General features: G+C 61.5%; 20 protein-coding genes and 1 riboswitch. Of the genes, 13 read left to right on the forward strand and 7 right to left on the reverse strand.

What is annotated here, in order from left to right:
- The first annotated feature begins 495 nt into the window (after nucleotides 1–495).
- A riboswitch (cobalamin riboswitch) is annotated at nucleotides 496–705 on the forward strand.
- A 99-nt stretch (nucleotides 706–804) separates the two neighbouring features.
- From cobW to M5G18_RS14245, 5 genes are read left to right on the forward strand one after another with little or no spacing between them, the layout of a single operon-like run.
- Nucleotides 805–1878, forward strand: coding sequence for a cobalamin biosynthesis protein CobW (gene cobW, locus M5G18_RS14225; RefSeq protein WP_273899634.1), 1074 nt, complete (start codon nucleotides 805–807; stop codon nucleotides 1876–1878).
- 3 nt (nucleotides 1879–1881) lie between these two features.
- Nucleotides 1882–5655, forward strand: coding sequence for a cobaltochelatase subunit CobN (gene cobN, locus M5G18_RS14230; RefSeq protein WP_273899633.1), 3774 nt, complete (start codon nucleotides 1882–1884; stop codon nucleotides 5653–5655).
- An 8-nt stretch (nucleotides 5656–5663) separates the two neighbouring features.
- Nucleotides 5664–6665 (forward strand): magnesium chelatase ATPase subunit I, encoded by a 1002-nt coding sequence (locus tag M5G18_RS14235; RefSeq protein WP_273899632.1) that lies wholly within the window; start codon nucleotides 5664–5666, stop codon nucleotides 6663–6665.
- Entirely contained in the window at nucleotides 6647–7330 is a 684-nt protein-coding gene (locus tag M5G18_RS14240; protein ID WP_420793318.1) for a vWA domain-containing protein, read from the forward strand. Before M5G18_RS14235 ends, M5G18_RS14240 begins: the two co-directional genes overlap by 19 nt.
- A 40-nt stretch (nucleotides 7331–7370) precedes the next feature.
- Nucleotides 7371–9017, forward strand: a complete 1647-nt coding sequence (locus M5G18_RS14245) for a phospholipase D-like domain-containing protein (protein WP_273899631.1) — start codon at nucleotides 7371–7373, stop codon at nucleotides 9015–9017.
- On the opposite strand, the gene M5G18_RS14250 is transcribed toward M5G18_RS14245, so the two are convergent.
- Complete coding sequence (locus M5G18_RS14250; RefSeq protein ID WP_273899630.1) at nucleotides 9014–10237, reverse strand: NADH:flavin oxidoreductase/NADH oxidase family protein; 1224 nt, start codon at nucleotides 10235–10237, stop codon at nucleotides 9014–9016. The two genes, M5G18_RS14245 and M5G18_RS14250, sit on opposite strands and share 4 nt — an antisense overlap.
- 79 nt (nucleotides 10238–10316) lie before the next feature.
- Here M5G18_RS14250 and M5G18_RS14255 point away from each other — a divergent pair, with 79 nt between their 5' ends.
- Both M5G18_RS14255 and M5G18_RS14260 read left to right on the forward strand, forming a co-directional pair.
- The gene (locus tag M5G18_RS14255) at nucleotides 10317–10721 is read left to right on the forward strand and encodes a MerR family transcriptional regulator (RefSeq protein ID WP_085695943.1); all 405 of its coding nucleotides are present in this window, start codon (nucleotides 10317–10319) and stop codon (nucleotides 10719–10721) included.
- A gap of 301 nt (nucleotides 10722–11022) precedes the next feature.
- Nucleotides 11023–12579 carry a TerC family protein gene (locus tag M5G18_RS14260; RefSeq protein WP_007960262.1) on the forward strand — a complete coding sequence of 519 codons (1557 nt, stop codon included), beginning with the start codon at nucleotides 11023–11025 and terminating at the stop codon, nucleotides 12577–12579.
- Between the two features lie 5 nt (nucleotides 12580–12584).
- Here M5G18_RS14260 and M5G18_RS14265 read toward each other — a convergent pair whose 3' ends face one another.
- The 6 genes from M5G18_RS14265 to M5G18_RS14290 form a co-directional block, all read right to left on the reverse strand.
- Nucleotides 12585–13661 carry a GGDEF domain-containing protein gene (locus M5G18_RS14265; protein WP_273899629.1) on the reverse strand — a complete coding sequence of 359 codons (1077 nt, stop codon included), beginning with the start codon at nucleotides 13659–13661 and terminating at the stop codon, nucleotides 12585–12587.
- Entirely contained in the window at nucleotides 13645–14523 is an 879-nt protein-coding gene (locus tag M5G18_RS14270; protein ID WP_273899628.1) for a DUF4434 family protein, read from the reverse strand. The genes M5G18_RS14265 and M5G18_RS14270 overlap by 17 nt, the downstream gene beginning before the upstream one ends.
- Nucleotides 14523–17681 carry an NfrA family protein gene (locus M5G18_RS14275; RefSeq protein ID WP_273899627.1) on the reverse strand — a complete coding sequence of 1053 codons (3159 nt, stop codon included), beginning with the start codon at nucleotides 17679–17681 and terminating at the stop codon, nucleotides 14523–14525. Before M5G18_RS14275 ends, M5G18_RS14270 begins: the two co-directional genes overlap by 1 nt.
- Nucleotides 17678–19852 (reverse strand): cyclic di-3',5'-guanylate-activated glycosyltransferase NfrB, encoded by a 2175-nt coding sequence (nfrB, locus tag M5G18_RS14280; RefSeq protein ID WP_273899626.1) that lies wholly within the window; start codon nucleotides 19850–19852, stop codon nucleotides 17678–17680. Before nfrB ends, M5G18_RS14275 begins: the two co-directional genes overlap by 4 nt.
- Complete coding sequence (gene wecB, locus M5G18_RS14285; RefSeq protein WP_085603273.1) at nucleotides 19849–21003, reverse strand: non-hydrolyzing UDP-N-acetylglucosamine 2-epimerase; 1155 nt, start codon at nucleotides 21001–21003, stop codon at nucleotides 19849–19851. The genes nfrB and wecB overlap by 4 nt, the downstream gene beginning before the upstream one ends.
- A 175-nt stretch (nucleotides 21004–21178) precedes the next feature.
- Nucleotides 21179–21610: a thioredoxin family protein gene (locus M5G18_RS14290; protein WP_273899625.1), complete on the reverse strand. Its 432-nt coding sequence runs from the start codon at nucleotides 21608–21610 to the stop codon at nucleotides 21179–21181.
- 339 nt (nucleotides 21611–21949) lie between these two features.
- Between M5G18_RS14290 and M5G18_RS14295 the strand changes: the two genes are divergently transcribed.
- From M5G18_RS14295 to M5G18_RS14320, 6 genes are all read left to right on the forward strand, one after another.
- Complete coding sequence (locus M5G18_RS14295; protein ID WP_085603277.1) at nucleotides 21950–22798, forward strand: transporter substrate-binding domain-containing protein; 849 nt, start codon at nucleotides 21950–21952, stop codon at nucleotides 22796–22798.
- 51 nt (nucleotides 22799–22849) lie between these two features.
- A complete protein-coding gene (locus M5G18_RS14300; RefSeq protein ID WP_007960243.1) occupies nucleotides 22850–23512 on the forward strand; it encodes an amino acid ABC transporter permease in 663 nt (220 codons plus the stop codon).
- Between the two features lie 9 nt (nucleotides 23513–23521).
- On the forward strand, nucleotides 23522–24184 hold the full coding sequence (locus tag M5G18_RS14305) for an amino acid ABC transporter permease (RefSeq protein ID WP_007960241.1): 663 nt from the start codon (nucleotides 23522–23524) through the stop codon (nucleotides 24182–24184).
- A complete protein-coding gene (locus M5G18_RS14310; protein ID WP_273899624.1) occupies nucleotides 24181–24978 on the forward strand; it encodes an amino acid ABC transporter ATP-binding protein in 798 nt (265 codons plus the stop codon). Before M5G18_RS14305 ends, M5G18_RS14310 begins: the two co-directional genes overlap by 4 nt.
- Before the next feature lie 31 nt (nucleotides 24979–25009).
- Complete coding sequence (locus tag M5G18_RS14315; RefSeq protein ID WP_007912330.1) at nucleotides 25010–25399, forward strand: RidA family protein; 390 nt, start codon at nucleotides 25010–25012, stop codon at nucleotides 25397–25399.
- 311 nt (nucleotides 25400–25710) lie between these two features.
- Nucleotides 25711–26475, forward strand: coding sequence for an IclR family transcriptional regulator (locus M5G18_RS14320; RefSeq protein ID WP_085745508.1), 765 nt, complete (start codon nucleotides 25711–25713; stop codon nucleotides 26473–26475).
- Nucleotides 26476–26489 lie beyond the last annotated feature (14 nt).

Below are 26489 nucleotides of genomic sequence, written 5' to 3' on the forward strand. Positions count from 1 at the left end.
AACCCTCTCCCAGAGGGAGAGGGGGCCGATTGGTGTGTTTTTCAAAGCCGGAGTTCAACGCGGTATCGCATGTCGGCGCAACTCTCCCAATCAACTCGGTCGGTTCCCTCTCCCTCCGGGAGAGGGCTAGGGTGAGGGAGGGCTTTTGATCTGGCTCTTGATCTGGCTCTTGATCTGCTTTTGATCTCAAGCCCCTTCGGCAGGCCGAGCGGAGGTGTTCATCAGGGGGTAGGCGCGCAGCGCCGTGCGGCGAAGCCGCATACATCGAGAGGAGGTGCAGCGAAGCAAACCGTAGGCGATGCCCCCTGATGGACACCGTAGCGAGGGAACACTGAGCCTAAGCGAAGTGCCGTACGCCGGGGCAAAAGCCTTTTGGTTCCTTTTTGGCGTTTGAAAAAGGGACTCGCTGTAAGAGCGAAACCATAAGAAGCCGTTACCGCAGCAACGGATATGCCCACAAAACCAACCTCCCATTGACCCATCACCAACCCATGCGTAGCCTTGCGCTTTCGAGGTTCTTCGGCCCACGCCGAAGCTAAGAAGGGAACGCGGTCCAAGCCGCGGCTGCCCCCGCAACTGTGAACGGTGCTGTTCGCTGCCACGCCACTGCCAACTCAATCCAGAGCCAGCGGGAAGGCGCAGCGAATACCGGGCCAAGGCCCGAACACCGTCAGCCAGGAGACCTGCCTCGTCACAGATTCTCACTTTCAACCGGGCGGGGTGATCCGGTGGCGAACTCTCCAGGCACGCACCCGCGTTGCCGGTCTCGTCCCGTATGCCCGCCACCTTGCCAAAGGGCATCCGATGAAAACACTGGCCAAACTCCCCGTCACCATCGTCACCGGCTTCCTCGGCTCGGGCAAAACCACCTTGCTGCGGCACATGCTCGACAACGCCCAGGGCCGCCGCATCGCGGTGATCGTCAACGAGTTTGGCGAGCTGGGCATCGACGGTGAAATCCTCAAGCAGTGCACCATCGGCTGCACCGAAGAAGAAGCCACCGGCCGCGTCTACGAACTGGCCAACGGTTGCCTGTGCTGCACGGTGCAGGAAGAGTTCTTCCCGGTGATGCGCGAACTGGTGGCCCGTCGCGGCGACCTCGACCACATCCTGATCGAAACCTCGGGCCTGGCCCTGCCAAAGCCGCTGGTGCAAGCCTTCCAGTGGCCGGAAATCCGCAGCGCCTGCACCGTCGACGCGGTGATCACCGTGGTCGACAGCCCGGCCGTGGCCGCCGGCACCTTTGCCGCATTCCCGGATCAGGTCGATGCCCAGCGCAAACTCGATCCGAACCTGGACCACGAATCGCCGCTGCACGAACTGTTCGCCGACCAACTGGCCAGCGCCGATCTGGTGATCCTCAACAAGGCCGACCAGACCAGCCCTGAAGACCTCGCGCGCGTCCGTCTGGAAGTCGCCGAAGAATTGCCGCCAGCGGTGAAAATCATCGAAGCCAGCAACGGTCGTCTGCCGCTGGACGTGTTGATTGGTCTGGGTGCCGGTTCCGAAGAACACATCGACAGCCGTCACAGCCATCATGATCACCATCACGGTGAAGGCGATGACGATCATGATGACCACGATCACGATGCTTTCGACTCGATCTCCATCGAACTGCCGCAAGCCGACGAAAGCCTGCTGCTCGACGCACTGACGCAACTGGTGGTTCAGCACGGCATCCTGCGGGTCAAAGGCTTCGCGGCGATCCCGAACAAGCCGATGCGTCTGTTGATCCAGGGCGTGGGCACGCGCTTCGACAAGCACTTCGACCGTCAGTGGGGTGCCGATGAAGCGCGCGTGACGCGTCTGGTGTTGATCGGTCAGGCGCTGGACGCGGCCAAGCTCGAAGCGCAATTGCGCGCCGCGCTCAGCGTTTAAGCCATGCACCTGCTCAGGACCCAGCCCGGCGGTTTCGTGTCGGATGACAACATTGCCGACCTTGGACAAACTCCCGCCGAGCTGGTGATTCTATGCAGCGGCGATTCCAGCCTCGCGCTGCTCGCCGAAGCCGCGCAACAACTGCCCGAAGATTACCCGAGCGTGCGGCTGGCCAACCCGATGCAGGTGCAGAACCATGCGTCGGTCGACCTGTACGTCGATGAAGTGCTGCGCCACGCCAAGGTCATTCTGATTTCACTGCACGGCGGCATCGCTTATTGGCGTTATGGCGTCGAGCGGCTGGTCGAGTTGTCCGAACGTGGCGTGCAGGTGATTCTGGTGCCGGGCGATGACCGTCCTGACCCGGAGCTCAGCGACCTGAGCACCGTGGGCGCCGAGGATCGCGACCGGCTCTGGCAGTTTTTGCGTCAGGGCGGCATGGGCAATGCGCTGGACTTTTTCCGTTGCCTGGCCAATCGCTGGCTGGCGCGCGATTACGTGTGGGGCGAGCCACAAACGTTGCCACGCACGGCGATTTACCACCCGAACAAAAACACCGCCGCACTGAGTGACTGGCAAGCCGATTGGCTGCCCGGTCAACCAGTGGCGGCGGTGTTGTTTTATCGCTCGCATTTGCAAGCGGCGAACACGGCGTTCATCGATGTGTTCTGCCAACGGCTTCAGACGGCCGGTCTCAATCCGCTGCCGATCGCCGTGGCCAGTTTGAAAGAACCCGGCTGTCTGTCGGTGGTCGAGGACTGGCTTGATGAAGTCGAGGCCTCGGTGATTCTGAATACCACCGGTTTCGCCCAATCCAGCCCGGAAGCACCGCATCTACGGCCATTCCGTCGCAATATTCCGGTGATCCAGGCGATCTGCGCCCAGGACAACGAGCCCGGTTGGCGCGACAGCGAGCAGGGCCTAGGCCCGCGGGATCTGGCGATGCACATCGCATTGCCGGAGCTCGACGGTCGGATCATCAGCCGGCCGATCAGCTTCAAGGATCTGGCCTGGCGCAGCGAGCGCAGTCAGTCCGACGTGGTGTGTTATCGCGCTCAGCCCGAGCGCATGGATTTTGTGGCTGAACTGGCGCGCCGCTGGGTCGATCTGGCGCGGGTGCCGAACGCTGAAAAGCGCATCGCCCTCATCCTCGCCAACTACCCGACCCGGGACGGGCGCATCGGCAACGGCGTCGGCCTCGACACGCCGGCTGCCGCGCTGAATATCCTGCGAGCGTTGCAGGCTGAAGGTTATCCGCTGCCGGCCGAACTGCCGGACAGCGGCACCGAGTTGATCCAGCAATTGCTCGGCGGCGTCAGCAATGACCTCGATACCCTCGATCAGCGCCCGTGCCAGCAGAGCCTGGCGATGGACGATTACCTCGCGATGTTCAACGCAATGCCGGAAGCCAATCGCACGGCGGTGCTGGAGCGTTGGGGTTCGCCGCAGAACGATCCGATGTGCCGTGACGGGCGGATGATGATCGCTGGTCTACGTTTTGGCCTGACCTTCGTCGGGATTCAACCGGCGCGGGGTTATCAGGTTGATCCGAGCGCGGTGTATCACGACCCGGATCTGGTGCCGCCGCACGCGTACCTCGCGTTCTATTTCTGGCTTCGCCAGACCTACGGCGCCCATGGCGTGATCCACGTCGGCAAGCACGGCAACCTCGAATGGCTGCCCGGAAAAGGTGTGGGCCTGTCGGAGAACTGCTGGCCCGACGCATTGCTCGGGCCGCTGCCGAACATCTATCCATTTATCGTCAATGATCCGGGCGAGGGCGCTCAGGCCAAACGTCGCACTCAGGCGGTGATCATTGACCACTTGATGCCGCCGCTGACCCGTGCCGAAACCTACGGTCCGCTGCGCAATCTGGAACTGTTGGCGGACGAATATTACGAAGCTCAGTTGCTCGATCCGCGCCGCGCCCGGGAATTGCAGCGTGACATTCTGCAACTGGTGCGTGATACGCAAATCGATCGTGAATTGCAGCTGGACGAAGCCCTCGACAGCGATGCCGATGCGGCGATCTGGCTGCCGCGTCTGGACACCTATCTGTGTGATCTGAAGGAATCGCAGATCCGCGATGGCCTGCATATTTTCGGTGAGTCGCCGACCGGACGGCTGCGCATCGACACCTTGCTGGCGCTGCTGCGGATTCCTCGTGGCGATGGCAAGGGCGCGCAATCGAGCCTGTTGCGGGCGTTGGCCAAGGCATTTCAGCTGGGATTCGATCCGCTGGATTGCGCACTGGCTGATCCCTGGGCGGGCCCGCGCCCAATGGAGCTGCTGTCGGTCAGCGATGAAATCTGGCGTACGGCGGGTGATACCCGTGAACGCCTTGAGCTGTTCGCGGCGCAATTGATCGAGCAGTCGCTGGTGGGTGATGTGGCGCAACTGGATGCTTCAGGCTGGACAGATGTGCAGACGATCATCCAAGCGCTGCGCGAAGTGATCGCCCCACGCCTCGACGCCTGCGGCCCGGCCGAAATGCACGGCCTGCTCGACACCCTCAGCGGCCGTTTCGTCCCGGCCGGCCCGAGCGGTGCGCCAAGTCGCGGCCGCCTCGACGTGCTGCCCACCGGGCGCAATTTCTATTCGGTGGACGTGCGCAATCTGCCGACCACCACTGCATGGCGAATCGGCTTCCAGTCGGCAACCCTGATTCTCGAGCGGCACCTGCAGGATCACGGCGACCATCTGCGCCAGCTGGGTCTGTCGGTCTGGGGCACCGCGACCATGCGCACCGGTGGCGATGACATTGCCCAGGCCATGGCGCTGATGGGCGTGCGTCCGGTGTGGGCCACCGGCAGTCAGCGGGTCGATGATTTCGAGATTCTGCCGCTGAGCCTGCTCGACCGTCCTCGGGTCGATGTCACGCTGCGGGTCTCCGGTTTCTTCCGCGACGCGTTCGCCAACCTGATCCGCCTGTTCGACGCCGCCGTACAAGCCGTGGCGGAGCTCGACGAGCCGGACGATCTCAATCCGCTGGTCGCAAAAGTGCGTGCCGAACGTGAGGCGTTGCGACAGTCAGGGCTGGATGAAGACGCTGCCCGGCGTCAGGCTGGCTGGCGGATCTTCGGTGCCAAACCCGGCGCGTATGGCGCGGGCGTGCAGGGCGCCATCGATGGACGCCTGTGGCAAACCCGCGAGGATCTGGCCGAGGTCTACCTGAACTGGGGCGCCTATGCTTACGGTGGTTCCGACGAAGGCACCGCCGCCCGCGAGCAATTCGTCCAGCGCCTGAGCCAGGTGCAGGCCGTGCTGCAAAACCAGGACAACCGCGAGCATGACCTGCTCGATTCCAACGACTATTACCAGTTCCAGGGCGGCATGCTCGCTGCCGTGGAAAGCCTGCGCGGTGAAGCGGCTGCCAGTTATCACGGCGATCACAGTCAGCCGGACCTGCCGAAGATCCGCACCTTGAAAGAAGAACTGAACCGGGTCATTCGCTCCCGGGCGGCGAATCCGAAATGGATCGACGGGGTCAAGCGCCACGGCTATAAAGGCGCGTTCGAACTGGCGGCGACGGTCGATAACCTGTTTGCCTTCGACGCCACCACGCAATTGATCGACGATCACCAGTACGCCTTGCTGGCCGATGCGTATCTGCTGGACCCGGCGACCCGCGACTTTGTGCGCGAGCATAATCCCCACGCGCTGCGCGACATGACCGAACGCATGCTCGAAGCGCAGCAGCGCGGGATGTGGCAGGAGCCGGGCGCCTACAAAGAGGCCCTGGAAAACCTGCTGCTGGACATAGAAGAAGAGAGCTGAGACTGAACATGACCGACACCCCGCATTTCCCGCTCTCCGCCGTGGTCGGCGCCGATGACCTGAAACTTGCGCTGTACCTGACGGCCATCGATCCGAAGATCGGCGGCGTGCTGATCGAAGGCCCGCGTGGCATGGCCAAGTCCACGCTGGCCCGGGGTCTGGCGGATCTGTTGGCCAGTGGTCAGTTCGTCACCTTGCCATTGGGTGCGACTGAAGAGCGGCTGGTCGGCACGCTTGATCTGGACGCGGCGTTGAGCAACGGTCGTGCACAGTTTTCTCCAGGTGTGCTGGCCAAGGCTGATGGCGGCGTGTTGTATGTCGATGAGGTGAATCTGTTGCCGGATCATCTGGTGGATCTGCTGCTTGATGTGGCTGCCAGTGGCACCAACCTGATCGAGCGCGACGGCATTTCCCATCGGCATTCGGCGAAGTTCGTATTGATCGGCACGATGAACCCGGAAGAGGGGGAATTGCGTCCGCAATTGCTGGATCGCTTTGGTTTGAACGTCGCACTGAGCGGTCACACGGCGCCGGTCGAACGTGGTCAGATCATTCGTCGTCGGCTGGATTTCGACAGCGATCCGCAGGCGTTCTGTGCGCAGTGGGAGGCTGAGCAGCAAGCTTTGCGCGAGCGCTGCGAGAACGCCCGCAAGGTTTTACCGGGTATTCCGCTGGATGACGTGGCGTTGGCGCAGATCACCGAGCGCTGCTTCGCGGCTGGCGTCGACGGTTTGCGCGCCGATCTGGTCTGGTTGCGTGCGGCGCGTGCACATGCAGCGTGGCGCGGTGCTGAAGCCATTGCCGAGCAAGACATCGATGCCGTGGCTGAGTTTGCACTGCGTCATCGTCGTCGCGAGCAGTCTTCACCCCCTGCACAGCCACCGGCGCAATCGCCGTCCGGCACTAACGCCGAACCGAGCGAAGGGCAGGGGCAGTGGGGCGAAATGCCGGCACCCACCCTCGCCACGGGTGCCCGCCGCGAAGTGCCCGTCTGGCCAAAAAAGCCTTAGGCATTCGCCCCCGATCCGACGCGGGGGCGAATGCCAGACCCCGCGCCGGACGCCTCGATAACGGTCGCCAGGGCAAGCGTCACGCGGCTCGCAGTGGCTCGGTGAACTGGCCGGGCACCTTGCTCAAAGGCCGCCCGAAAACCCGGGCGGATCTGCTGTTTCAACTGCGCACCCGCACGCCCCATGAACTGTGGCTGGTGATCGTCGACGCCTCGGCCTCGACCCGTCGCCATCAAGCCTTGAGCGATGCCAAAGGCGTACTCGCGCAACTGTTCGACGACGCTTACCGGCAGCGCGCGCGCCTGGCCTTGTTGACCGCGAGTGGTGCGGCGCCGAAATGGCAGGTGCAAGGGCTGAAAGCCTCCAGCGGGTTGCGCGCGTGGCTCGATGGATTGGGTGCGGGAGGCGGTACGCCTCTGTTGGCAGCGTTGACGGAAGCCGGGCATTGGCTGGCGGTACGGCGCAAGCGCTTCCCCGCCGAACAACAACGATTGCTGGTGATCACCGATGGTCGTTTGAAAGACTGTCCGGAACTGCCAGCGCTGGCGTGTCCGGGCCTGTTGATCGATATCGAGCGCGGACCGATCCGGCTGGGCCGCGCGAAACAATTGGCGACAGCACTGAACGCCGATTACCGGCATATCGACGAGTTGTTGTCGGTCTGAGAGCTATGCTGCAGTGAGGCCAAATCACAGGGAGTGAATCATGCGCGTACTGGTCGCCAATCCGCAGGACGATTTTCGCGTCAAGGCCTACGCCGGCACCAACGGCGTACTACTGGCGATGGACCTCGCCGAACCCCGCCGCAAAGGCCTGCTGGGGTTTGCCATCGAAAAGCAGCAGGGCGACAAGCCGTGGCTGTTCCTGTTCAACAGCCTGACTTTTCCCGGCAAGGTTCACACCTTCCCGCAGTTTCACGCCACGCCGAGCGACAAGGCACCGTTGCAGAAATTTCGCTGGGCCGATTACGCGGTCAATCCGGGGATGACGATTCACTATCGCGTGCACCTGGCGTATGGCACGCCGGATGCGCCGCAACTCGGTGAAGCGCTGGAACTGACAATCCGCACCGATGACGGTCATCCCGCCAATCAGGGCGTGATCTTCAACCGCGCCGTGGCCGCCAGTCAGGCGTTTCAGCGCAAATTTCCCGATCTTGACGCACAGATCAGCGCCAACAAAAACATGCCCATCGAAGCCTGGCCCGCTGCGGCGCGTCAGTGGCTGGAGAACGGTCTGCTCGGGCGCCTGCAAGGCTTTATCGAGCGTGCGGTGGACGGGCAGTGGGCGCTGGACATCGCGATCTACGAATACCAGTTGCAAGCCATCATCGACACGGTGAACGCGGCGTTCGATCGAGGTGTTCAGGTGCGCGTGCTGTATCACGCCCGGCCCGACGACGAAGACACGACGATCAACGAAGCAAGCCTTGCGAAACTGCCCGCGACCAGCAAGCGCGGGCGGGTCACTCACAACATTTTCCATAACAAGTTCATCGTCCTGAGCCACCTCGACGGAGGCGGCGAGCGCCAGCCGCAAGCGGTTCTGTGCGGCAGCACCAACTTCACGGCCAACGGCGTGTACCGCCAGGCCAACGTGGTGCATGTGCTGGACGATTCGGCGGTCAGCGCGAGTTACCTGAAAACCTTCGAACAGATCTGGGCCGAGCCGGCGGACGTCGGCGCCACGCGCGACTGGATCACCCAGCACAACCCAATGAATCCGGCGCAGCCTTTGTTCGCCGGGTTCTCACCGCGTACCGGCGGCGCGGATCTGCGGGAGTTCGTCGATATCATCGAGGCGGCGAAAAAAGACCTGCTGTTCGTTACCGCATTCGCCTTGCCCGACGCGATTCTCAACGCGTTGCTCGGCCAGCCCCACGACGACATCCTGCGTTACGGCCTGCAAAACACGGTCAGCCGCATCACCGGGTTTCACGCCGACCGAACTGCCGAATTCGCCGCCACCGCGTTGCTCAACACCGGGCTGGAAGGCTGGCTGCGGGAAAACATGAAAGGCCAGAAAGGCAACCTGCTGGTGCACACCAAAGCGGTAGTCACCGACTTCACCAGCGACAGCCCGACCCTCATCAGCGGCAGCCACAACCTCAGTTCCTCGGCCAGCAACGGCAATGACGAGAACTACCTGATCATTCGCGGCGACACCGACCTGGCGGACCGTTATGGCCTGGAACTGCTGCGGTTCTACGAACATTACCGTTTTCGCTACTTCGCGAAAAAACTGGCGTTGAAGCAGGTGCAGCCGTTGGCGGCGGATGACAGCTGGACCAACGACTATTACGTCGAGGACGACCTGCGTCAGTTGTCTCGCCTGCGGTTTGCCGGGCGTTAGACTTCCATCGCCTGACGGTACTGACGGGTCCGGCGGCTGAGGTACAACCGGTCGCGGATCAGCGCCCAGAGTGCCGACACCTCGGGCTTGGGCTGGCGGCCACGGCTCAGGCGGGCCATCTGGAAGCGCACCACGGCCATGTTCGCCAGTGCGGCCAGTGGTTTGCGTTTCCAGCGGATCGGCGGCAGTTGCGGCTCACTGTTGCGGCCTTCGCGCCAGTGCTTGACCAGGCTTGGCTCGATGGCCAATGCAGTGGCGATGCCGGCCATGGCGATGCCGCTGTCCAGCACTTGTTCGACCACGGGCAAGCGACGGATGCCGCCGGTGACCATCACCGGCATGCGCGCGACGCTGGCCAGTTCCGTGGCCATTTCCAGAAAGAACGCCTCGCGAGCGAGGGTGCGCCCGTCACGCGCTTCGCCTTGCATGGCCGGGGCTTCGTAGCTGCCGCCGGACAGTTCCAGCAGGTCGATCGGTTGCTCGTTGAGCCATTCGATCACCTGGCGCGCGTCATCGGTGTCGAATCCGCCGCGCTGGAAGTCCGCCGAATTGAGCTTCACCGCCACGCAGAACTGCGGCGACACCGCTTGGCGGATGGCCTCGATCACCGACAGCAGCAGGCGCGCGCGGTTTTCCAGCGAACCACCCCAGCGGTCGGTGCGGCGATTGGTCAGCGGCGAGAGAAACTGACTGAGCAGATAGCCGTGGGCAGCGTGAATCTGCACGCCGGTGAATCCGGCTTTTTCGGCAAGCGCGGCACTTTTGGCGAAACGCCGAATGACTTCTTCGATGTCGTCCTCGGTCATCGGCTTGGGCTCGGCGAACAGTTTCGAGAACGAGCCCATTTCCAGTGCCACCGCCGACGGCGCCAGCGCTTGCTGACCCATGTTGGCGAAGGTCTGACGACCGGGGTGATTGAGCTGTACCCAGACCTGTGCGCCGCCGCTGCGGGCGATTTCGGCCCATTGGCGGAAACGCTCCAGATGCCGCTCGTCTTCGAGCACCACGCCACCGGGCCCGGTCATGGCACGGCGGTCAATCATCACGTTACCGGTCAACAGCAATCCGGCACCGCCGTCGGCCCAGGCCTGATACAGGCGGAACAGTTCGCGAGACGGTGCCTGGTCACGGTCCGCGAGGTTTTCTTCCATGGCGGCTTTGGCGATACGGTTGCCGACGGTCTGACCGTTGGGCAGATTCAAAATCTGGAAGGGCGACATTGCTTGACTCCTCATCAGTGATGGAGAGAGGCTAAGCTTAAAGTTAACTTTAATGTCAAGCGGGCAAATCGAGGCTGAAATGAAAATCGGTGAATTGGCGCAGCAGAGCGGGTTGAGCGCTTCGAGTATTCGTTTTTATGAGGCCCAGGGTCTGATCCCCAAAGTGGAGCGCCAGGGCAATGGTTACCGACGTTACCCGCCACAAGTGCTGCAGACCCTGAACATCATCCGCAGTGCCCAGCAGGCCGGCTTTTCCTTGGAAGAACTCAAACAGTTGTTGCCGGCTGCCGGAACCGGTGAATTCAAGCACGATGAGCTGGTGGCAGGCCTGACGCGCAAGGTCGAGCAGATCGAAGTCATGCAGCAGCATCTGGCCCAGAGCAAGGCGCGGTTGCTGGAGGTGATCGAGAACATTCAATCCAAGCCCGAAGGCATGAGCTGCGGTGCCAATGCCGACCGGGTGTTGTCGACGCTTTACCCGTAAAAGTCCGGAGACGTGTGCGGCGTACAGATTTTGAAATGATTTCCAGCTGTAGGAAAAGTCATCAGAGCCTGTACGCTTCAAGGCCTTTTTTCATTCAGGATTTGCATGAACACCCTCTCGGAGCCTCCCAGTTCTATTCAAAGAACCCTGTTCCCCTCGCGCCACCGCGCGGTCTTGACGCACTCGCAACATCCAGTCTTCCGACTACCGACTATCGTTGTTGGCGCAGCCTTCGAGCTTTCGCGCCGCACTTTGCCGTGTCCGGCAGCCTGAATTCACCGACGAGAGATAGAGACAGATTATGGAATGGTTAGCGGATCCCACGGCATGGCTGGGCTTGTTGACACTGATCGTGCTGGAACTGGTACTGGGTATCGACAACCTGGTGTTCATCGCGATCCTGGCGGACAAACTGCCGCCGCATCAGCGCGACCGCGCACGCATCATCGGTTTGAGCCTGGCGCTGATCATGCGTCTTGGTCTGCTGGCGAGTATTTCCTGGCTGGTCACCCTCACGGCACCTTTGTTCGAAGTGTTCGGCAAGAGTTTCTCCGGCCGTGACCTGATCATGCTGTTCGGTGGTGTGTTCCTGTTGTTCAAGGCGACCATGGAGTTGCACGAACGGCTGGAAGGTCACATTGGCGAGCGCTCGACCAACACCGCTTATGCGTTGTTCTGGCCGATCGTGGCGCAGATCGTCGTGCTCGACGCGGTGTTCTCCCTGGACGCAGTGATTACGGCCGTGGGCATGGTCGATGAACTGGCGGTGATGATGATCGCGGTGGTCGTGTCCATCGGTGTGATGATCGTTGCCAGCAAGCCGCTGACCCGCTTCGTCAACGCCCACCCGACGGTGATCATGCTGTGTCTGGGCTTCCTGATGATGATCGGTTTTGCCCTGACGGCCGAAGGCCTGGGCTTCCACATTCCGAAAGGTTATCTGTACGCGGCCATTGGTTTCTCGATCCTGATCGAGATCTTCAACCAGATCGCCCGCGCTCGTCGCAAGCGCTCGATGCAGGGCTTGCGCCCGATGCGCGAGCGCACGGCCCATGCGGTGATGCGTCTGTTGGGTGGTCGCAAACTGGCGGTGGAGGAGGTCGGCGAGGAAATTTCCGACTTGCTGGATAACGGTGAAGCGCCGAGTGCGGAGCTGTTCGACCGTCGCGAGCGGGTGATGATCAGCGGCGTACTGCAATTGGCCGAGCGACCGATCCGCGCCTTGATGACGGTGCGCGCCGATGTCGATCACATTGATCTGGCGGACGACGCCGAGGCTATTCGTACACGGTTGATGCATTCATCCTACTCGCGCTTGCCGCTGATTCGTAATGGCGCGGTCGATGAGCCACTGGGCTTCGTGCACAAGAAGGAATTGCTCAAGGAATATCTGGCCGGCAACGAGCCGAACCTTGAACACCTGGCGCGCAAGACCGTCAATCTGCTGGACAGTTATTCGATCCTCAACGCACTGGAACAAATGCGTGCGGCTTCGACCCACATTGCCTTTGTAGTCAATGAATTCGGTGATTTTGTCGGTGTGCTGACCATGACCGACATTCTCGAATCGATTGCCGGTGAACTGCCCGACGCCAGCGAAATCGCCGGACCGGACGTGGTCGAGGAGCAGGGCGGGTACATCGTCAACGGTGCGCTGAACCTGACCCGCATCCGCGAGCACACCGGTTTTCGCGCCGAGCCGACCGAGGATTACCAGACCCTCGCCGGGCTGGTGATGAGCCTGCTGGATCGCCTGCCGATGAAGGGCGATCGACTGGAGCATGAAGGCTGGGGCATGACCGTGATGGCGGTCGAAGAGCGTCGCGTGACGCGGGTGTTGCTGGTGCGTGAGGCCTGACGGCCTCACTGATGAAAAGTGTACCGGTCCTTGCCGGTATGCTTTGACTCGTACAACGCTTCGTCAGCCTTGATCAGCGCCTGATTGAGGGTGTCGTCATCTTCGACCCGGGCCAGACCGATGCTGATGGTCACCGGGTGCCGGGTCGGTTGCTCACGCACCACCCGGCACAATTCCCCGGCCAGCGCCTCGACATCCTCGCGGCGCACCCCAGCCAGATAGATCGCAAATTCCTCACCGCCCAATCGTGCGTATTCAAAGCGTGACATCACGGTTTTGATGTCCGCCGCGATGCGCTTGAGCACCTCATCGCCGATGTCGTGGCCGTACACATCATTCACTTTCTTGAAGTTGTCGATGTCGATCATCGCCAGGTAATGGTCGTGCTCGCGCGGTACGGTTTGCAGGGTTTTTCCGGCGCGGGTCATGAATGAGCGGCGGTTGGGGATTTCGGTGAGGGTGTCGTTGTAGGCCTGGTCCAGCAACAGCTTGGACATGATGTAGTTGTAGAGCTTGGCCTCGCGCAGCTTCAAAAACGTATAGATCGTCAACCCGCAGAGAAACACGGCGTAAGCGATGGTCATCACGCCTTTGAGTTCGAACAGCCCGACTTCGGTACCAAAAAACGGATTGAGCACCAGCCAGATCACCCCTTGCGAGGTGTAGAACGACCAGCGGCTGATGGGCAGAACCGAGATGCTGTAGAGCATGCTCGAAGCGCCCAGCACCAGCCACGCGGGTTGAAAGCTTGCGGGAAGGCCGTCGATCAGCAGTCGCACGCCAAGGGTCATGGCAACGATGAACAGGATGTTCAGGATGTCGAAATGGGCGGCCTTTCGCGTGAACAGCAAAATGACCGCCTGAATCGAAAATACCGTCAGAAACACCATCGATCGCCAGGTAAAACCTTGCCCGCCCAGGAAACTGACGATCAGATCGAAGACTATCCAGACACTGATGCTCGCCAGATAAATCAGCAGGCAGAATCTGTGCAGCCGCTCGAATTCATGCTGGATGAACTCGCTCCACAGCTCGGCAGGCGCGGTCTTTTTCAGGACTTCGTCTTCAATGGTTTTGTACATTGCTGCCCGGATGCTTGCGTTGGTTATCGAGGATTACCGAGCCCCACGGTCGATAGCGCAGGGAAAACACCGCGTTCTGATGGCAGCCGGTCGAGGTCGCATCCGGGCTGGCCGGTTCGGCACGGAAGGGCTCGCCCTCACGGCTGACTTGCCGGAAGGCCTCGCGCACGATACCCACGGAGCAGGGCAGTGCACTGGCATAACCGTTGCGCACCAGCGGTGACAAACGACCGGTGCCCGCGCCGTCCTGCCACCAGACCTGTGCACCGGCCGCCGTCAATTCACCCAGCCATTGACCGTTGACCGCCGGGGCCAGCTTGCCGGCACTGAAGGCGCTGACATGCAGCGGCGCATCCAGCTTCGCGGCGAAGTCCTTCAACTGGCGCTGAAGCGTGGCCCGTCGATCTGCCGCCAGAAAGTGCAGGTCGTCCAGCTCCAATGGCAGATACCAACCGCTGACTGGCAGCCTCCAGTCCTGACGCAGCTTCTGTTGCTGGGCCAGCGACTGCCCCAACTGCGCCTGCCAGTAGGCGCCGAGACCGGCGCTGTCCAGTTCATCGATACGCTTGTAGTAGGCCGGGTCCATCGCCAGGCCGAGCACCAGTTGCAGACCTTGTCGTTGAGCGAGTTTCAGACTATTGGCGAGCCAGCCATTGGCACCGCCGAAGTCCGAGTCACCGTAGGCCGTCCACTGCACGATCACGGTACGCGTGCCTTGTTTCGCGGTGTCTTGCCAGACTTTCTGCCACTGCGCCTGGGTCAGGCCGGCATCGACATTCAGCGGCTGATAGAACACCCGCTCATCGGCCTTGGCGACAGTGGCGCTCATCAGCAGGCACAAACACAACATCCATCGAGCCATCAGAAATTCCACTCCACGCCCAGCAACACACCGTTGCCGCCTTCATACAGATTGCCGCCCAGCGACTGTTGATATTCGGTGCGAACCGTCAGTTTCGAACGGTAGGCGTTGTAGCGATCCTCGTCGTACCACCATTGCCAGCGCAGACCGACACCGGTGCGCAGGTCCTGGCGCCAGTCGTTGCTCGGATCCTGGCTGGCAAATTCGAGGAAGCCGTAAGGCATGATGGTCTGGGCTCCGCTGAACGGCAGTTTCCAGGCGTGACCTTGCTGGAAACGCGACAGCCATTGGTGATCGCCGGCCTTGGTCCACCATGCGGCATCGAGGTAGAGAAAGCGCTCGTCCCATTCGTTCTCGTCGACGCGCCAATCGTTGCGGTATTTGCCCTGATCGAGGAATGAGGCGGTGGCGCGCAGCAGGTAGTCGGTGCTGGTTCGACCGAAGCGATCGTAGTCGTGACCCTGATCCCAGACTTTCACCGGGCTGAACAACTGCCCCAGGCGCATGCCGCCGCTGCCATCGTCGCTGACGCCGGTTTGCTTGTAGATTTCGGCATACAGGTTGACGTTGGCCGTGCCCCACGGTTTGTAGCGCAGGCCGACGCCGGTAGCGAAGGTTTCGCCATAGCTGGAACGACCCTGGCCTCCGAACAGCAGCCGGCCATAAACCGACAGCGTACTGCCGGCCCGACTCGGTTCTTCACCCAGCGCGTGATCCCACATCGCGACCTGAACGTTCTGCGAGCGGGTAACCCGTTTGCTGCCTTCGCTGTCATCCGGGCGCAGAAAGTCGTTGGTCGAGACCCCGGCCGGTGACCAGGTGCTGGCAACAGTGAAATTGTCACGCCGGGACAAGGTTTCATGGGCGCGTCGCTGGCGATACCGCCTGGCTTCCATGCTGCCGTCTTCGTCATCGGCCGCCACCGGGTTCTGCTCCAGATCGATCACCCGACGCAGTTCCTTGCGTGCGGAGGCACTGTCTTCCACTTCGTCGTAGCGCCAGGCCAGGGTTTCGCCGAGGCGGTAATCCTCGGGGAAATCCCGGGTCGCCTGTTGCAGATACGGAATCGCCGTGGCGCGCTCTTCGCGGGTTTCGGCGCCGGCCAGACGCATGCCGTAGTCGGCGCGATAACGCGGGTTGTTCGGCTCGCGGCGTACCGCTTCGGCCAGCCACGCGGTGCTTTGTGGCAAGTCCCCGGCCTTTTGCGCGGTGACCGACGCGGCGTAGAAATGCCCGGCATCCGGTGCCTGCTGCAGGGCCTGACGCTGACGTTGCAGTGCCTGGGCGTGATCACCCCGTGCGTCGGCGATGGCTGCGCCGAGGGCCCACTCATTGGCGCCGCGAGTGGTGCTCTGTTGCCAGTAGGTTTCCGCGGTCTGGCTGTCGCCGACATTCAGCGCGCTGCGACTGGCCGTCAGACGCGCGTTGTCGCTGAGTTCGGCGGTCGGGATGCTGCGCCAGATCGTCAGTGCGCCGGCAGAATCACCGGCCGCTTCCAGGGCATAGGCCAGCGGCAGACGACTGCCGCGATCGCCGAGCTTTTCAGCCTGCTGGTAATAGACGACGGCTTCACCCGGGCGATCAGGCATGGCGCAGCGACCGAGCGCGCGGTAATCGCCAGCCGCTTGCGGGTGGCTGCCGATGGCTTGCTGCACGGCGTCGCACTGGCCGGTCTCCGCGAGTTGTGCGAGCAGTTGGCCGCGCGTGGCACCGTCTACCCGGTTGAGCAGCAACGCCATGCGTCGCTGTTGCTCCGGTGTCGTGGAGGGCGCTGCGGCATACAAACCGGCCAGACGCTGCAACGCCGTCGCCGGCAGACGTCCGCCATGACGATCGAACGCAGATTCCAGCAACTGTTGAGCGTGCGCGCGATCACCGGCATTTACCGCCAGGTAAGTGGCCTGATTGAGCGAGGAAAGATTGCCGGTTTGCCGGTAATGCAGTTCCCACAGGGTTTCCGCTTCAATCATCCGTCCCATGCGCTGCGTCAGTTCGGCTCGGCGCTTGACGATATCGGGCGTCTGTTTCTGCCCGGCCAGCCAGGCATTGACCTCGGCGCTGCGACCTTGCTCCTGCCAGATGTCGAGCACCTGCGTTTGCCGTCGGCTGTCCCAAGGCTCCGGTAGACGGGTGCTTTGCAAAAGGTCAGTGGCTTGCAGGCGCTGGGCGAGTACCAGCCAGGTCTGTGGATCGTCCGTCGGCGTGCAGCTGCGCAGTTGCTTGAGCGCCGCTTCCGGATCCTGGCGTGATAGCCATTCGGCGGTTTCCAGGCAAGGCCGTTGCAGATCGTTGCTCAGACGCTGCACGGTGGGCACGTCTTCGGTCTTGCGTGCCAGTTCCCACAGCCGCTGTCGTTGCGCCGGATCGGCGAGATCGCTGGCCGGCAGCGACTGCATCCAGCGCTGGGCCTGTTGCTCGTGACCCATGGCGATGGCGCGATCGACCATTGCCAGGCGAATGTTGCGTGCGGCCTCGGGACTCGGCGCCTGTTGCAGCAGTTGCTGCAGCGGCTTTTCATCGAGGCGTTGCACGTAAGCGTTGGCCAGCCGTTGCCAGCCTTCGGCGTCCAGTTGTTTGCGTGCGGCCAGTGGCGCCAGTTGGTCGATGGTGCCGCTCCAGTCGCGCAATTGCTCCGACCAGTTGGCGCGGGCCAGGCGCAGGATATTGTCATCACCCTTGGGCGCCAGTTGTGCCAGCCAGTCATGGGCCTTGGCCGCGCCGCCGAACTTGGCCAGGCTCAGGCTGTAGGCCTGCCACAGGCGCACGCGGTCATTCAGGCTGCTGGTGGCCATCCAGCTTTCAACTTGCGTGCTGGTCGGCGGATCCTGTTCGATCCAGGTCAGGCGCAGGTCGAGCAGGGCATCGCTGTTGTCCGGCAAGGCTTGCAGCGCTTCCTTGTAACGACGTTGCTTGGCCAGGGACTCCACCAGCAGTGCCCGGGCCTCGTCGTTTTTCGGGACCTTTTCCAGCAAGTGGCGCATCAGCCGTTCGACTTCTTTCCAGTTGCCCTTTTTCGCCTCGCGATAGCTGCGGTCCATGTAGGGGTAGCTGCGGAACTGTTCAAAGTCGCTCAGCGGTGCCGCTTGCAGCGGATACGCGGTGCTCAGGCCCAGCAGCAGGCTGCCCATCAGCAGGGTTTGACGATGCACAGGCTTCATGCGACCTCCCGGACAATGCGGTAGGCGGCTTGCTGTTCGCTGGCCTGATCGGCGAGGGCCTGTTCCAGTACTTCCTGGGTGATCATGCCCCGGGAAATCAGATGCTCGCCGAGTGACATGTTCTCGGCATCGAAGTCGATCAGCGCCTGATTGAACAGGGTCGGCGGCACCATGCCGCGCACCTGCAACAGATTGCCCAGCAGCACCTGATGGCGGCTGACCCGTTCCAGCAGGGCTTCATCGTCCTGATGGCGCTCAAGCACTTCGAGCATATGACGCACTTCCTCATTCTGGCGGGGGCTGGCGTACCAGTAACGAATCCCCAATGTGACGCGGCCCTGAGGTGCGAGACGGCTGCGCACCGGGCGTTGCAATTGACGGCTGATGGCGCCCAGCGAGACCTGGCTGACCGGGCCTTCGGAGGCCAGGATCAGGGTGTCGCCTTCTTCGGCCACCGGCAAAATGCCGTAGTGGGAGGCGACTCGGCGCGGTACGGCATCGATCAGGCGCTTGTCGAGCTTGAACGGATTGAGTGGCGCCCATTCGAGATCAAGCTGCTCGGCGAGGGTTTGAACCAGTTGAGTGCTGTCGATGTACTCACGCAGCAGCAGTTCGCGGCCAAGTCGACGGCGTACGGGGCTGGTGATCGCCGCTTCCAGTTGCTCTTCGGTAAGCAGACCTTTTTCCACCAGACGATGGCCGAGCGGGGTGCGCTGCGCCTTGGTCAGCGCCGGGAATTCGTGGGTGGTCTTGTCCCAGGCCACACGTCGTGAATCGCCCATTTCCATGACCTGACGCAGGGCACGCAGGTTGGCGAAGAAGTTGACGAAGTTGCTCCACATCATGCGCGGCGCCGACAGCAGACCTTCAACCAAACCGTAGTAACGAGTGACAAACCAGCCGCGCTGGAACAGGCGGTTGAGCAGCATCAGGCCGTTGAGCCACAGCAGCACCGAGAGCAGCGAGCTGTCGGCGAGGATCGAGGGATAGCGCCACGAGTCCGGGGAAATGATCGTCACCGCCCACATCGCCAGCAATACCAGGAACAGCAGGTTCACCAGAAAGCTCAGCAGGTAGGCGATCAGCCCGCGACGGTCGCGCCACAGGAAGTAGTTGAGCAGACCCTTGCGGCTCCAGCCGAGGTTCTTGGTGCCCTGGAACACGATGCCGACAATCCACCGCGATTTCTGCCGGATTGCGTGTTGCAAGTCACGCGGGAAGTGTTCCCGGACGCAGATCACCTGAGAGAATTCGCGGTTCATGCCGAACACCCAGGGTTGCTCCAGCGCCAGTTTCGGATCGCTGACCGAATAACGGGCGAAAATGCATTTCATGCCTTTCTGCTTGAGGCGGAAACCGATGTCGTAGTCCTCGGTGAGACTCTGCACATCGAAGGCAATGCCGTCGCCGTCTTCCAGCAGGGCACTGATGGCCTTACGGCTGAAGCAGGTGCCGACGCCGGCGCTGGGCACCTGACCGGTGAGGGCTTCGCGGACGATGACGTCCTTGCCGTGGTTCTCGGCGAACTCATCGACGTAGTGCCCGGCGGTGAAGCCTTTCCACTCCGGCGCGTAGGGGTAGACCGGAATCTGGATCAGGTCTTTGTTCGGCAGCAGGTAGTTGTAGAGGCGTAATTCCATCGGCGAAATCACGTCTTCGGCGTCGTGCAGGATGAACCCGGCGAACTGGATTTTCGCCTCGCTCTCGAAGCGCAGGATCGCGTCGATGATGTTGTTCAGGCAGTCGGCCTTGCTGGTCGGGCCGGGGCGGGCGCAGACCACTTTGTGCACGTTGGGGTAGTGCTGGCACACCGCGTCGACATCGGCCTGGGTTTCGGCGTCGTTGGGGTAGGTGCCGACGAAAATCTGATAGTTCTCGTAGTCGATGGTCGAGGCGGCCAGACGCGCCATTTCACCGACCACGCCGACTTCGTTCCACGCCGGCACCATGATTGCCAGCGGTTTCTCGGGAATCGAATACAGGCGTTCCTCGTCGGCACGCTTGAATTTTTCGTAGATCCGCCAGCGCCGGATGAGCTTGCGGCTCCAGTACACGAGGTCGATGAACAGGTCATCGAGCCCGAGGATGAACATCAGCAGGGCGAGGGCAATCGCCACATATTTGAGACCGAACAGCACATACGCGAAGAAATCGACCCAACCCAGACTCATACCCCTTTACCCGCCGCCGAGCGTGCGCTCAGCCAGGCGTGGAGGCGGGTGGCGATCAGTTCGCTGGCGTGACCGTCGCCATAGGGAAAGTGCACGCGGCTCATGCGCGCGTAGGTGTCCGGGTCGTCCAGCAGTTGTCGGGCTTCCTTGACGATGCGCGCCTTGTCGGTGCCGACCAGCAGCATGGTGCCGCTCTCCAGCACGGAAGGGCGTTCGGTGACGTCGCGCAGCACCAGCAGTGGTTTGCCGATCGCCGGGGCCTCCTCCTGGACGCCGCCGGAGTCGGTCAGGATGAAGTGCGCGCGGCCCATCAGCCAGACGAAGTTCGGATAGTCCTGCGGTGGCACCAGATAGATGTTCGGTTTGTCGGCCAGCATGCCGTACACCACCTCCTGCACCAGCGGGTTGAGGTGCACCGGATAGACGAATTGTACGTCCGGGTATTGCTCGGCCAGTTCGGCCAGCGCCTGGCAGATATTGCGGAAACCGTCGCCGAGATTTTCCCGTCGATGGCTGGTGACCAGAATCATCCGTCGCTGGTCGTCCAGCGCCGCCAGGGGCGAATCGGCAGGCGGATGCCAATCGATCTCCTGCTGGTGCTTGCGCATCCACAGCAAGGCATCGATCACGGTGTTGCCGGTGATTTCAATGTTGTCTTCGGGTACGCCTTCGCGCAGTAAATTGGCGGCGGACTTGGAGGTCGGCGGGAAATGCAGGTCGGTAATCACGCCGGTCAGGCGTCGATTCGCTTCCTCGGGCCAGGGCGCGCGCAGGTTGCCGGTACGCAGGCCTGCCTCGACGTGACCGATGGGCAACTGACGATTGAAGGCGGCGAGGGCGGCGATGAAGCTGGTGGTGGTGTCGCCGTGGACCAGTACGATGTCCGGCTTGACCCGCTCGTAGGCCTGATCGAGCTGGGCGAGCAGATGCTGCGACAGACCGTTCAGGGTCTGGCCCTGGGTCATGACTTGCAGGTCTTCGTCGACCGTCAGTTCGAACGCATCCAGCACCTGAGTGAGCATCTCGCGATGCTGGCCGGTGGAGCAGATGTTGAGTGTGATGTCGGGCCACTGACGCAGAACCCGGGCCAGCGGGGCCATTTTGATGGCCTCCGGGCGAGTACCGAAAACCATCATGACATTAAAGGACATTGACCCCTCCTGGGACGAAGCAAGGCTGCGACCAAAGGGCCGGCAGCACTTATCTCTTTCTGAGAAATAAAGAAAAGCAGCCGGATGGGAGCTTGTCCAATCCGGCTTCGAGGCTAGTTGTTACAGATCAATTGGAACGACGGTGCCATTACCTGATGGCTCTTAGGTGGCACTTTCAGGAAAAGTTCCGTGGAGAGGTGCGGGGAAGGGTGCGGAGATTTCTCAGAGCCTGGTAAAGCCAGGCGGTGTCGTGTTTTGGCTTGTGTTGTACGGGCGCAGGTTTGATCTTGCCGATGTAGCGAATAAAGGATTGCTCCAGCATTTCCTCATCGCCGATTCCTTTCAAATGCTCCAGCAGCTTTCCGTTTTTGTAGAACAGGATTGTCGGGAACCCAGAGACGCGCTCGTGTCTGGGTGACTTGTCGACATCAAGCATGTAGCTGTCGGCCAAGGGTTTGAAACCTTCGGCAATCCGCCGGAATACCCGGCTGGCCCAATGGCAGGCGTGGCATTGCTCGCTGTAGAAGTACAAAGCCACCAATCGTCTGGTTTTCAAGGCTTTGCGGTAGGCGGGCGCAAGGGTCGAGTATTCGGATGTCGAGCGCATGGAGACGTACCTGTTCGTCGGTTCCGGATGAAGCTGACGGTAAGGCAGGTAATGCTTCTGCGGCTACTGTCAGAGTTGACAGGTGCCGCGCGCGATTTTTTGTGCGTTGCGCACTGAAATGTGGCCCAGATACTCGCACTGTGTAGCCAACGGTAGCGCGGGTTGATGACACCTCGCGTAACACGGGTTTCACCCTTCTTTTTATCTCTTTGATTCAAAACAAATTTCAATCCATTGCAGATTCCCCGCGAATCCTGTGGCACACTTTCTGCTGTCTATTCCGTAGTAACAAACCGTGTTCCGGTATAGCGGAATAAACAATCCTCTGGAGTGCTTGCCATGCATCGCCGACCTTCCTTGTTCAAAGCGTGTGTTTTTGTTCTCGCGGCTTCGTCCGCTGTCATGGGTATGGCCCAGGCGGCCGACAGCAAGCTCGACAGCGTCCTGGCCCGTGGAAAGCTGATTGTGGGCACCGGCAGCACCAATGCTCCGTGGCACTTTCAGGGCGCGGACGGCAAGTTGCAGGGCTTTGATATCGACATCGCGCGGATCGTGGCCAAAGGTCTGTTCAATGACCCGAGCAAGGTCGAGTTCGTGGTGCAGTCGTCCGATGCGCGGATTCCCAACCTGCTGACCGACAAGGTCGACATGAGCTGCCAGTTCATCACTGTCACCGCCAGCCGCGCGCAGCAAGTGGCGTTCACCCTGCCGTACTACCGCGAAGGCGTCGGCCTGCTGCTGCCGAACAACAGCAAATACAAGGAAATCGAAGACCTGCAGGCCGGTGGTGATGGCGTGACCGTAGCCGTATTGCAGAACGTGTACGCCGAAGAGCTGGTGCATCAGGCGCTGCCCAAGGCCAAGGTCGATCAGTACGACAGCGTCGATCTGATGTATCAGGCCGTGAACTCCGGCCGCGCCGATGCCGCCGCCACCGACCAGTCCTCGGTCAAATACCTGATGGTGCAGAACCCTGGCCGCTATCGCAGCCCGACGTACGCCTGGAGCCCGCAGACCTACGCCTGTGCCGTCAAACGTGGCGATCAGGACTGGCTGAACTTCGTCAACACCGCGCTGCATGAAGCCATGACCGGTGTGGAGTTCCCGACCTACGCCGCGTCGTTCAAGCAATGGTTCGGTGTCGATCTGCCATCGCCGGCCATCGGTTTCCCTGTCGAATTCAAATGAACCCGTGAGAGTGGGGCGCCCTGATGCGCCCCGCTCAAGGTACTGCCGACCATGAACTATCAGTTGAACTTTGCCGCCGTGTGGCGCGATTTCGACACCTTGCTGGCGGGGCTCGGTCTGGGCCTCGAACTGGCGCTGGTATCGATCGCCATCGGCTGCGTGATCGGCCTGCTGATGGCGTTTGCCTTGCTGTCCAGGCATCGCGCCTTGCGGGTGCTGGCATCGGTGTATGTGACGGTGATCCGTAACACGCCGATTCTGGTGTTGATTCTGTTGATCTACTTTGCGTTACCGAGCCTGGGGATCCGGCTGGACAAGATCCCGTCGTTCATCATCACCCTGTCGCTGTATGCCGGGGCGTACCTGACCGAAGTGTTCCGCGGCGGTCTGTTGAGCATCCCCAAAGGCCAGCGCGAAGCGGGGCTGGCTATCGGCCTGGGCGAGTGGCAGGTGAAAGCCTACGTCACCGTGCCGGTGATGTTGCGCAACGTGCTGCCGGCGCTGTCGAACAACTTCATTTCGCTGTTCAAGGACACCTCGCTGGCCGCCGCGATCGCGGTGCCGGAGCTGACCTATTACGCGCGCAAGATCAACGTCGAAAGCTACCGGGTGATCGAAACCTGGCTGGTGACCACGGCGTTGTATGTCGCGGCCTGTTACCTCATTGCCATGCTGCTGCGTTACCTCGAGCAGCGTCTGGCAATCCGCCGATAGGAGGCTGCGATGTACGAATCCCCCAGTTGGTTGCATGAGTTGTGGATTGCCCGCGAAGCCTTGTGGCAAGGCTTTCTGACCAGCGTGCAGGTGTCGGCGCTGGCGATTCTGTTTGGTACGGTTATCGGTGTGTTTGCCGGTCTGGTGCTGACTTACGGCAAGTTCTGGATGCGCGCGCCGTTCCGCTTTTATGTCGATCTGATTCGTGGCACGCCGGTGTTCGTGCTGGTGCTGGCGTGCTTTTACATGGCACCGGCGCTCGGCTGGCAGATCAGCGCGTTTCAGGCTGGCGCACTCGGGCTGACGCTGTTTTGCGGCTCCCACGTGGCCGAGATCGTGCGCGGCGCGTTGCAGGCCTTGCCACGCGGGCAGATGGAAGCCGGCAAGGCCATCGGCCTGACGTTCTATCAGTCCCTCGGCTACGTGCTGTTGCCTCAGGCGCTGCGGCAGATCCTGCCGACTTGGGTCAACTCGTCCACGGAAATCGTCAAGGCCTCGACCTTGCTGTCGGTGATCGGCGTGGCCGAGCTGTTGCTCAGCACCCAGCAGATCATCGCCCGGACGTTCATGACCCTGGAGTTTTACTTGTTCGCCGGTTTTCTGTTCTTCGTCATCAACTACGGCATCGAATTACTCGGCCGGCACATTGAAAAGCGGGTGGCCCTGCCATGACTCAAGCTCAAGTTTCCAACGTCCAGAACGGTCAGCCCCTGCTGGACATCCGTGGCCTGCACAAACAATACGGCGCGGTCGAAGTGCTCAAGGGCGTCGACCTGAGCATGCAGCGCGGCAACGTGGTGACACTCATCGGTTCCAGCGGCTCGGGCAAGACCACGCTGTTGCGCTGCGTGAACATGCTGGAGGAATTCCAGGGCGGGCAGATCCTGCTCGACGGCGAATCCATCGGCTATGACGAACTCAACGGCAAACGCGTGCGCCACCCGGAAAAAGTCATCGCGCGCCATCGAGCGATGACCGGCATGGCGTTCCAGCAATTCAACCTGTTCCCGCACCTCACCGCGTTGCAGAACGTCACGCTCGGCTTGCTGAAAGTCAAAAAGATGCACAAGGACGAAGCCGTGGTCCTGGCCGAGAAATGGCTGGAGCGGGTCGGCCTGCTGGAGCGGCGCAATCACTTTCCCGGCCAGTTGTCCGGCGGTCAGCAACAGCGCGTGGCGATTGCCCGGGCGATTGCGATGAACCCGAGTCTGATGCTGTTCGACGAGGTCACCTCGGCCCTCGACCCGGAACTGGTCGGCGAAGTGCTGAACGTGATCAAGGGTCTGGCCGAGGACGGCATGACCATGTTGCTGGTGACCCACGAAATGCGTTTTGCCTTCGAGGTCTCGGACAAGATCGTTTTCATGAATCAGGGGCGCATCGAAGAGCAGGGGCCTCCCAAGGAACTGTTCGAGCGTCCTCAATCGCCGCGGCTGACGGAATTTCTCAAAAGCACGCGGTTCTGACTTTTCACTTTTTCAATCAGGAGAAACACCCATGAGCATTACTCGTTACGGCACCGGCAGCACCGCCGCTGGCGGCCAGCCTCGTCCATTCGCCCGCGCCGTTGAAGCCGATGGCTGGCTGCACGTTTCCGGGCAGGTGCCGGCGGTGGATGGCGAGATCATTGTGGGCGGCATCGTCGAGCAGACGCACCAGACCATGAAGAACCTGATCGCGATTCTCGAAGAGGCCGGTTATGGCCTGGAAGACGTGGTACGCGCCGGCGTGTGGCTGGACGATCCGCGGGATTTCAGCAGTTTCAACAAGGTCTTCGGCGAGTACTTCAAGCCTGAGCACGCACCGGCCAGGGCCTGTGTGCAGGCGAGCATGATGGTCGACTGCAAGGTCGAGATCGACTGCATTGCGTACAAGAAGAAGGCTTGAGAGATGTGGCGTCGCTGAGGCCGTAGCCCCCTCACCCTAGCCCTCTCCCCCAGGAGAGGGGACTGATCTCTATCGATGCAGGGCCCGGCGTTTGGCAGCTAGTCATGCATCGATGCGGTCAGGCTCCTTTTCCCTAGGAGAGGGGAATGATTTGTATCGATGCGGATTGTTGTGTCAGACGATGGCATTTGCATCGATGCGATCAGGCTCCCTCTCCCCCTGGGAGAGGGCGGGGGGTGAGGGCTGCGATCCAACTGACACAACGCCAAGGGCCAGTTACCATCCCGGCATCTTTTATGGGAACAACAGAAATGACCGAAGACACCATCAAGCGCCGGGCACGCGGTCTGGACCGGGCGTTCGATATCCTCGATTTCCTCAAGGAAATTGGCCAGCCACTGCGTCCGAACGACATCGCCAACGGCATCGGCAGCCCGAAATCCACGGTCTACGAACTGGTGGCGTCATTGCTTGAGCGGCGAATTCTGGAGCCGGTGGGCAAGGACGGTCACGTCTATCTCGGTCGTCAGCTGTACTTCCTCGGTCAGGCGCATCTGCGTCACTTCGACCTCAGTCGCGAGGCCGATCACGCGTTGCAGGAGATCGTCAGCCAGACCCGGGAAACCGCGCAGATGTGCCTGCTCAACGGTCGCAAATACACGGTGGCGCTGATGAAGGAGGGCGAGCGGCATTTCCGTATTTCTTCCGATATCGGAGAAAACGCGCCGATCCCGTGGACCGCGTCCGGACGATTACTGCTGGCGCACTTGAGCGACCAGCAGATCAGCGACCTGATCGACCCCGACGACTTCATTTTGCCGGGTGGCGAACGCCTGCCGATGGAGACGTTTCTGGCGGAAATCCGTCAGGCCGGCATCGACGGTTTCTTCTCCTTCGACAGTGTCGCCGACACCTTCACCCATTGCTTCGCCGCCCCGGTCAAAGACCCTCAAGGCGTTGCCATCTGCACCCTGTGCATCGTCGCCCCGCGCGCCGACGCCAAGACTAATTACAACGACTATCGCCGGGTCTTGATCGAGAGCGCCAACAGCCTCGCCCGGCGAATCAACGAATAACCGCGCCTGCCTGC

Source organism: Pseudomonas aphyarum, assembly GCF_028657055.1.
GTDB classification, from domain to species: domain Bacteria; phylum Pseudomonadota; class Gammaproteobacteria; order Pseudomonadales; family Pseudomonadaceae; genus Aquipseudomonas; species Aquipseudomonas aphyarum.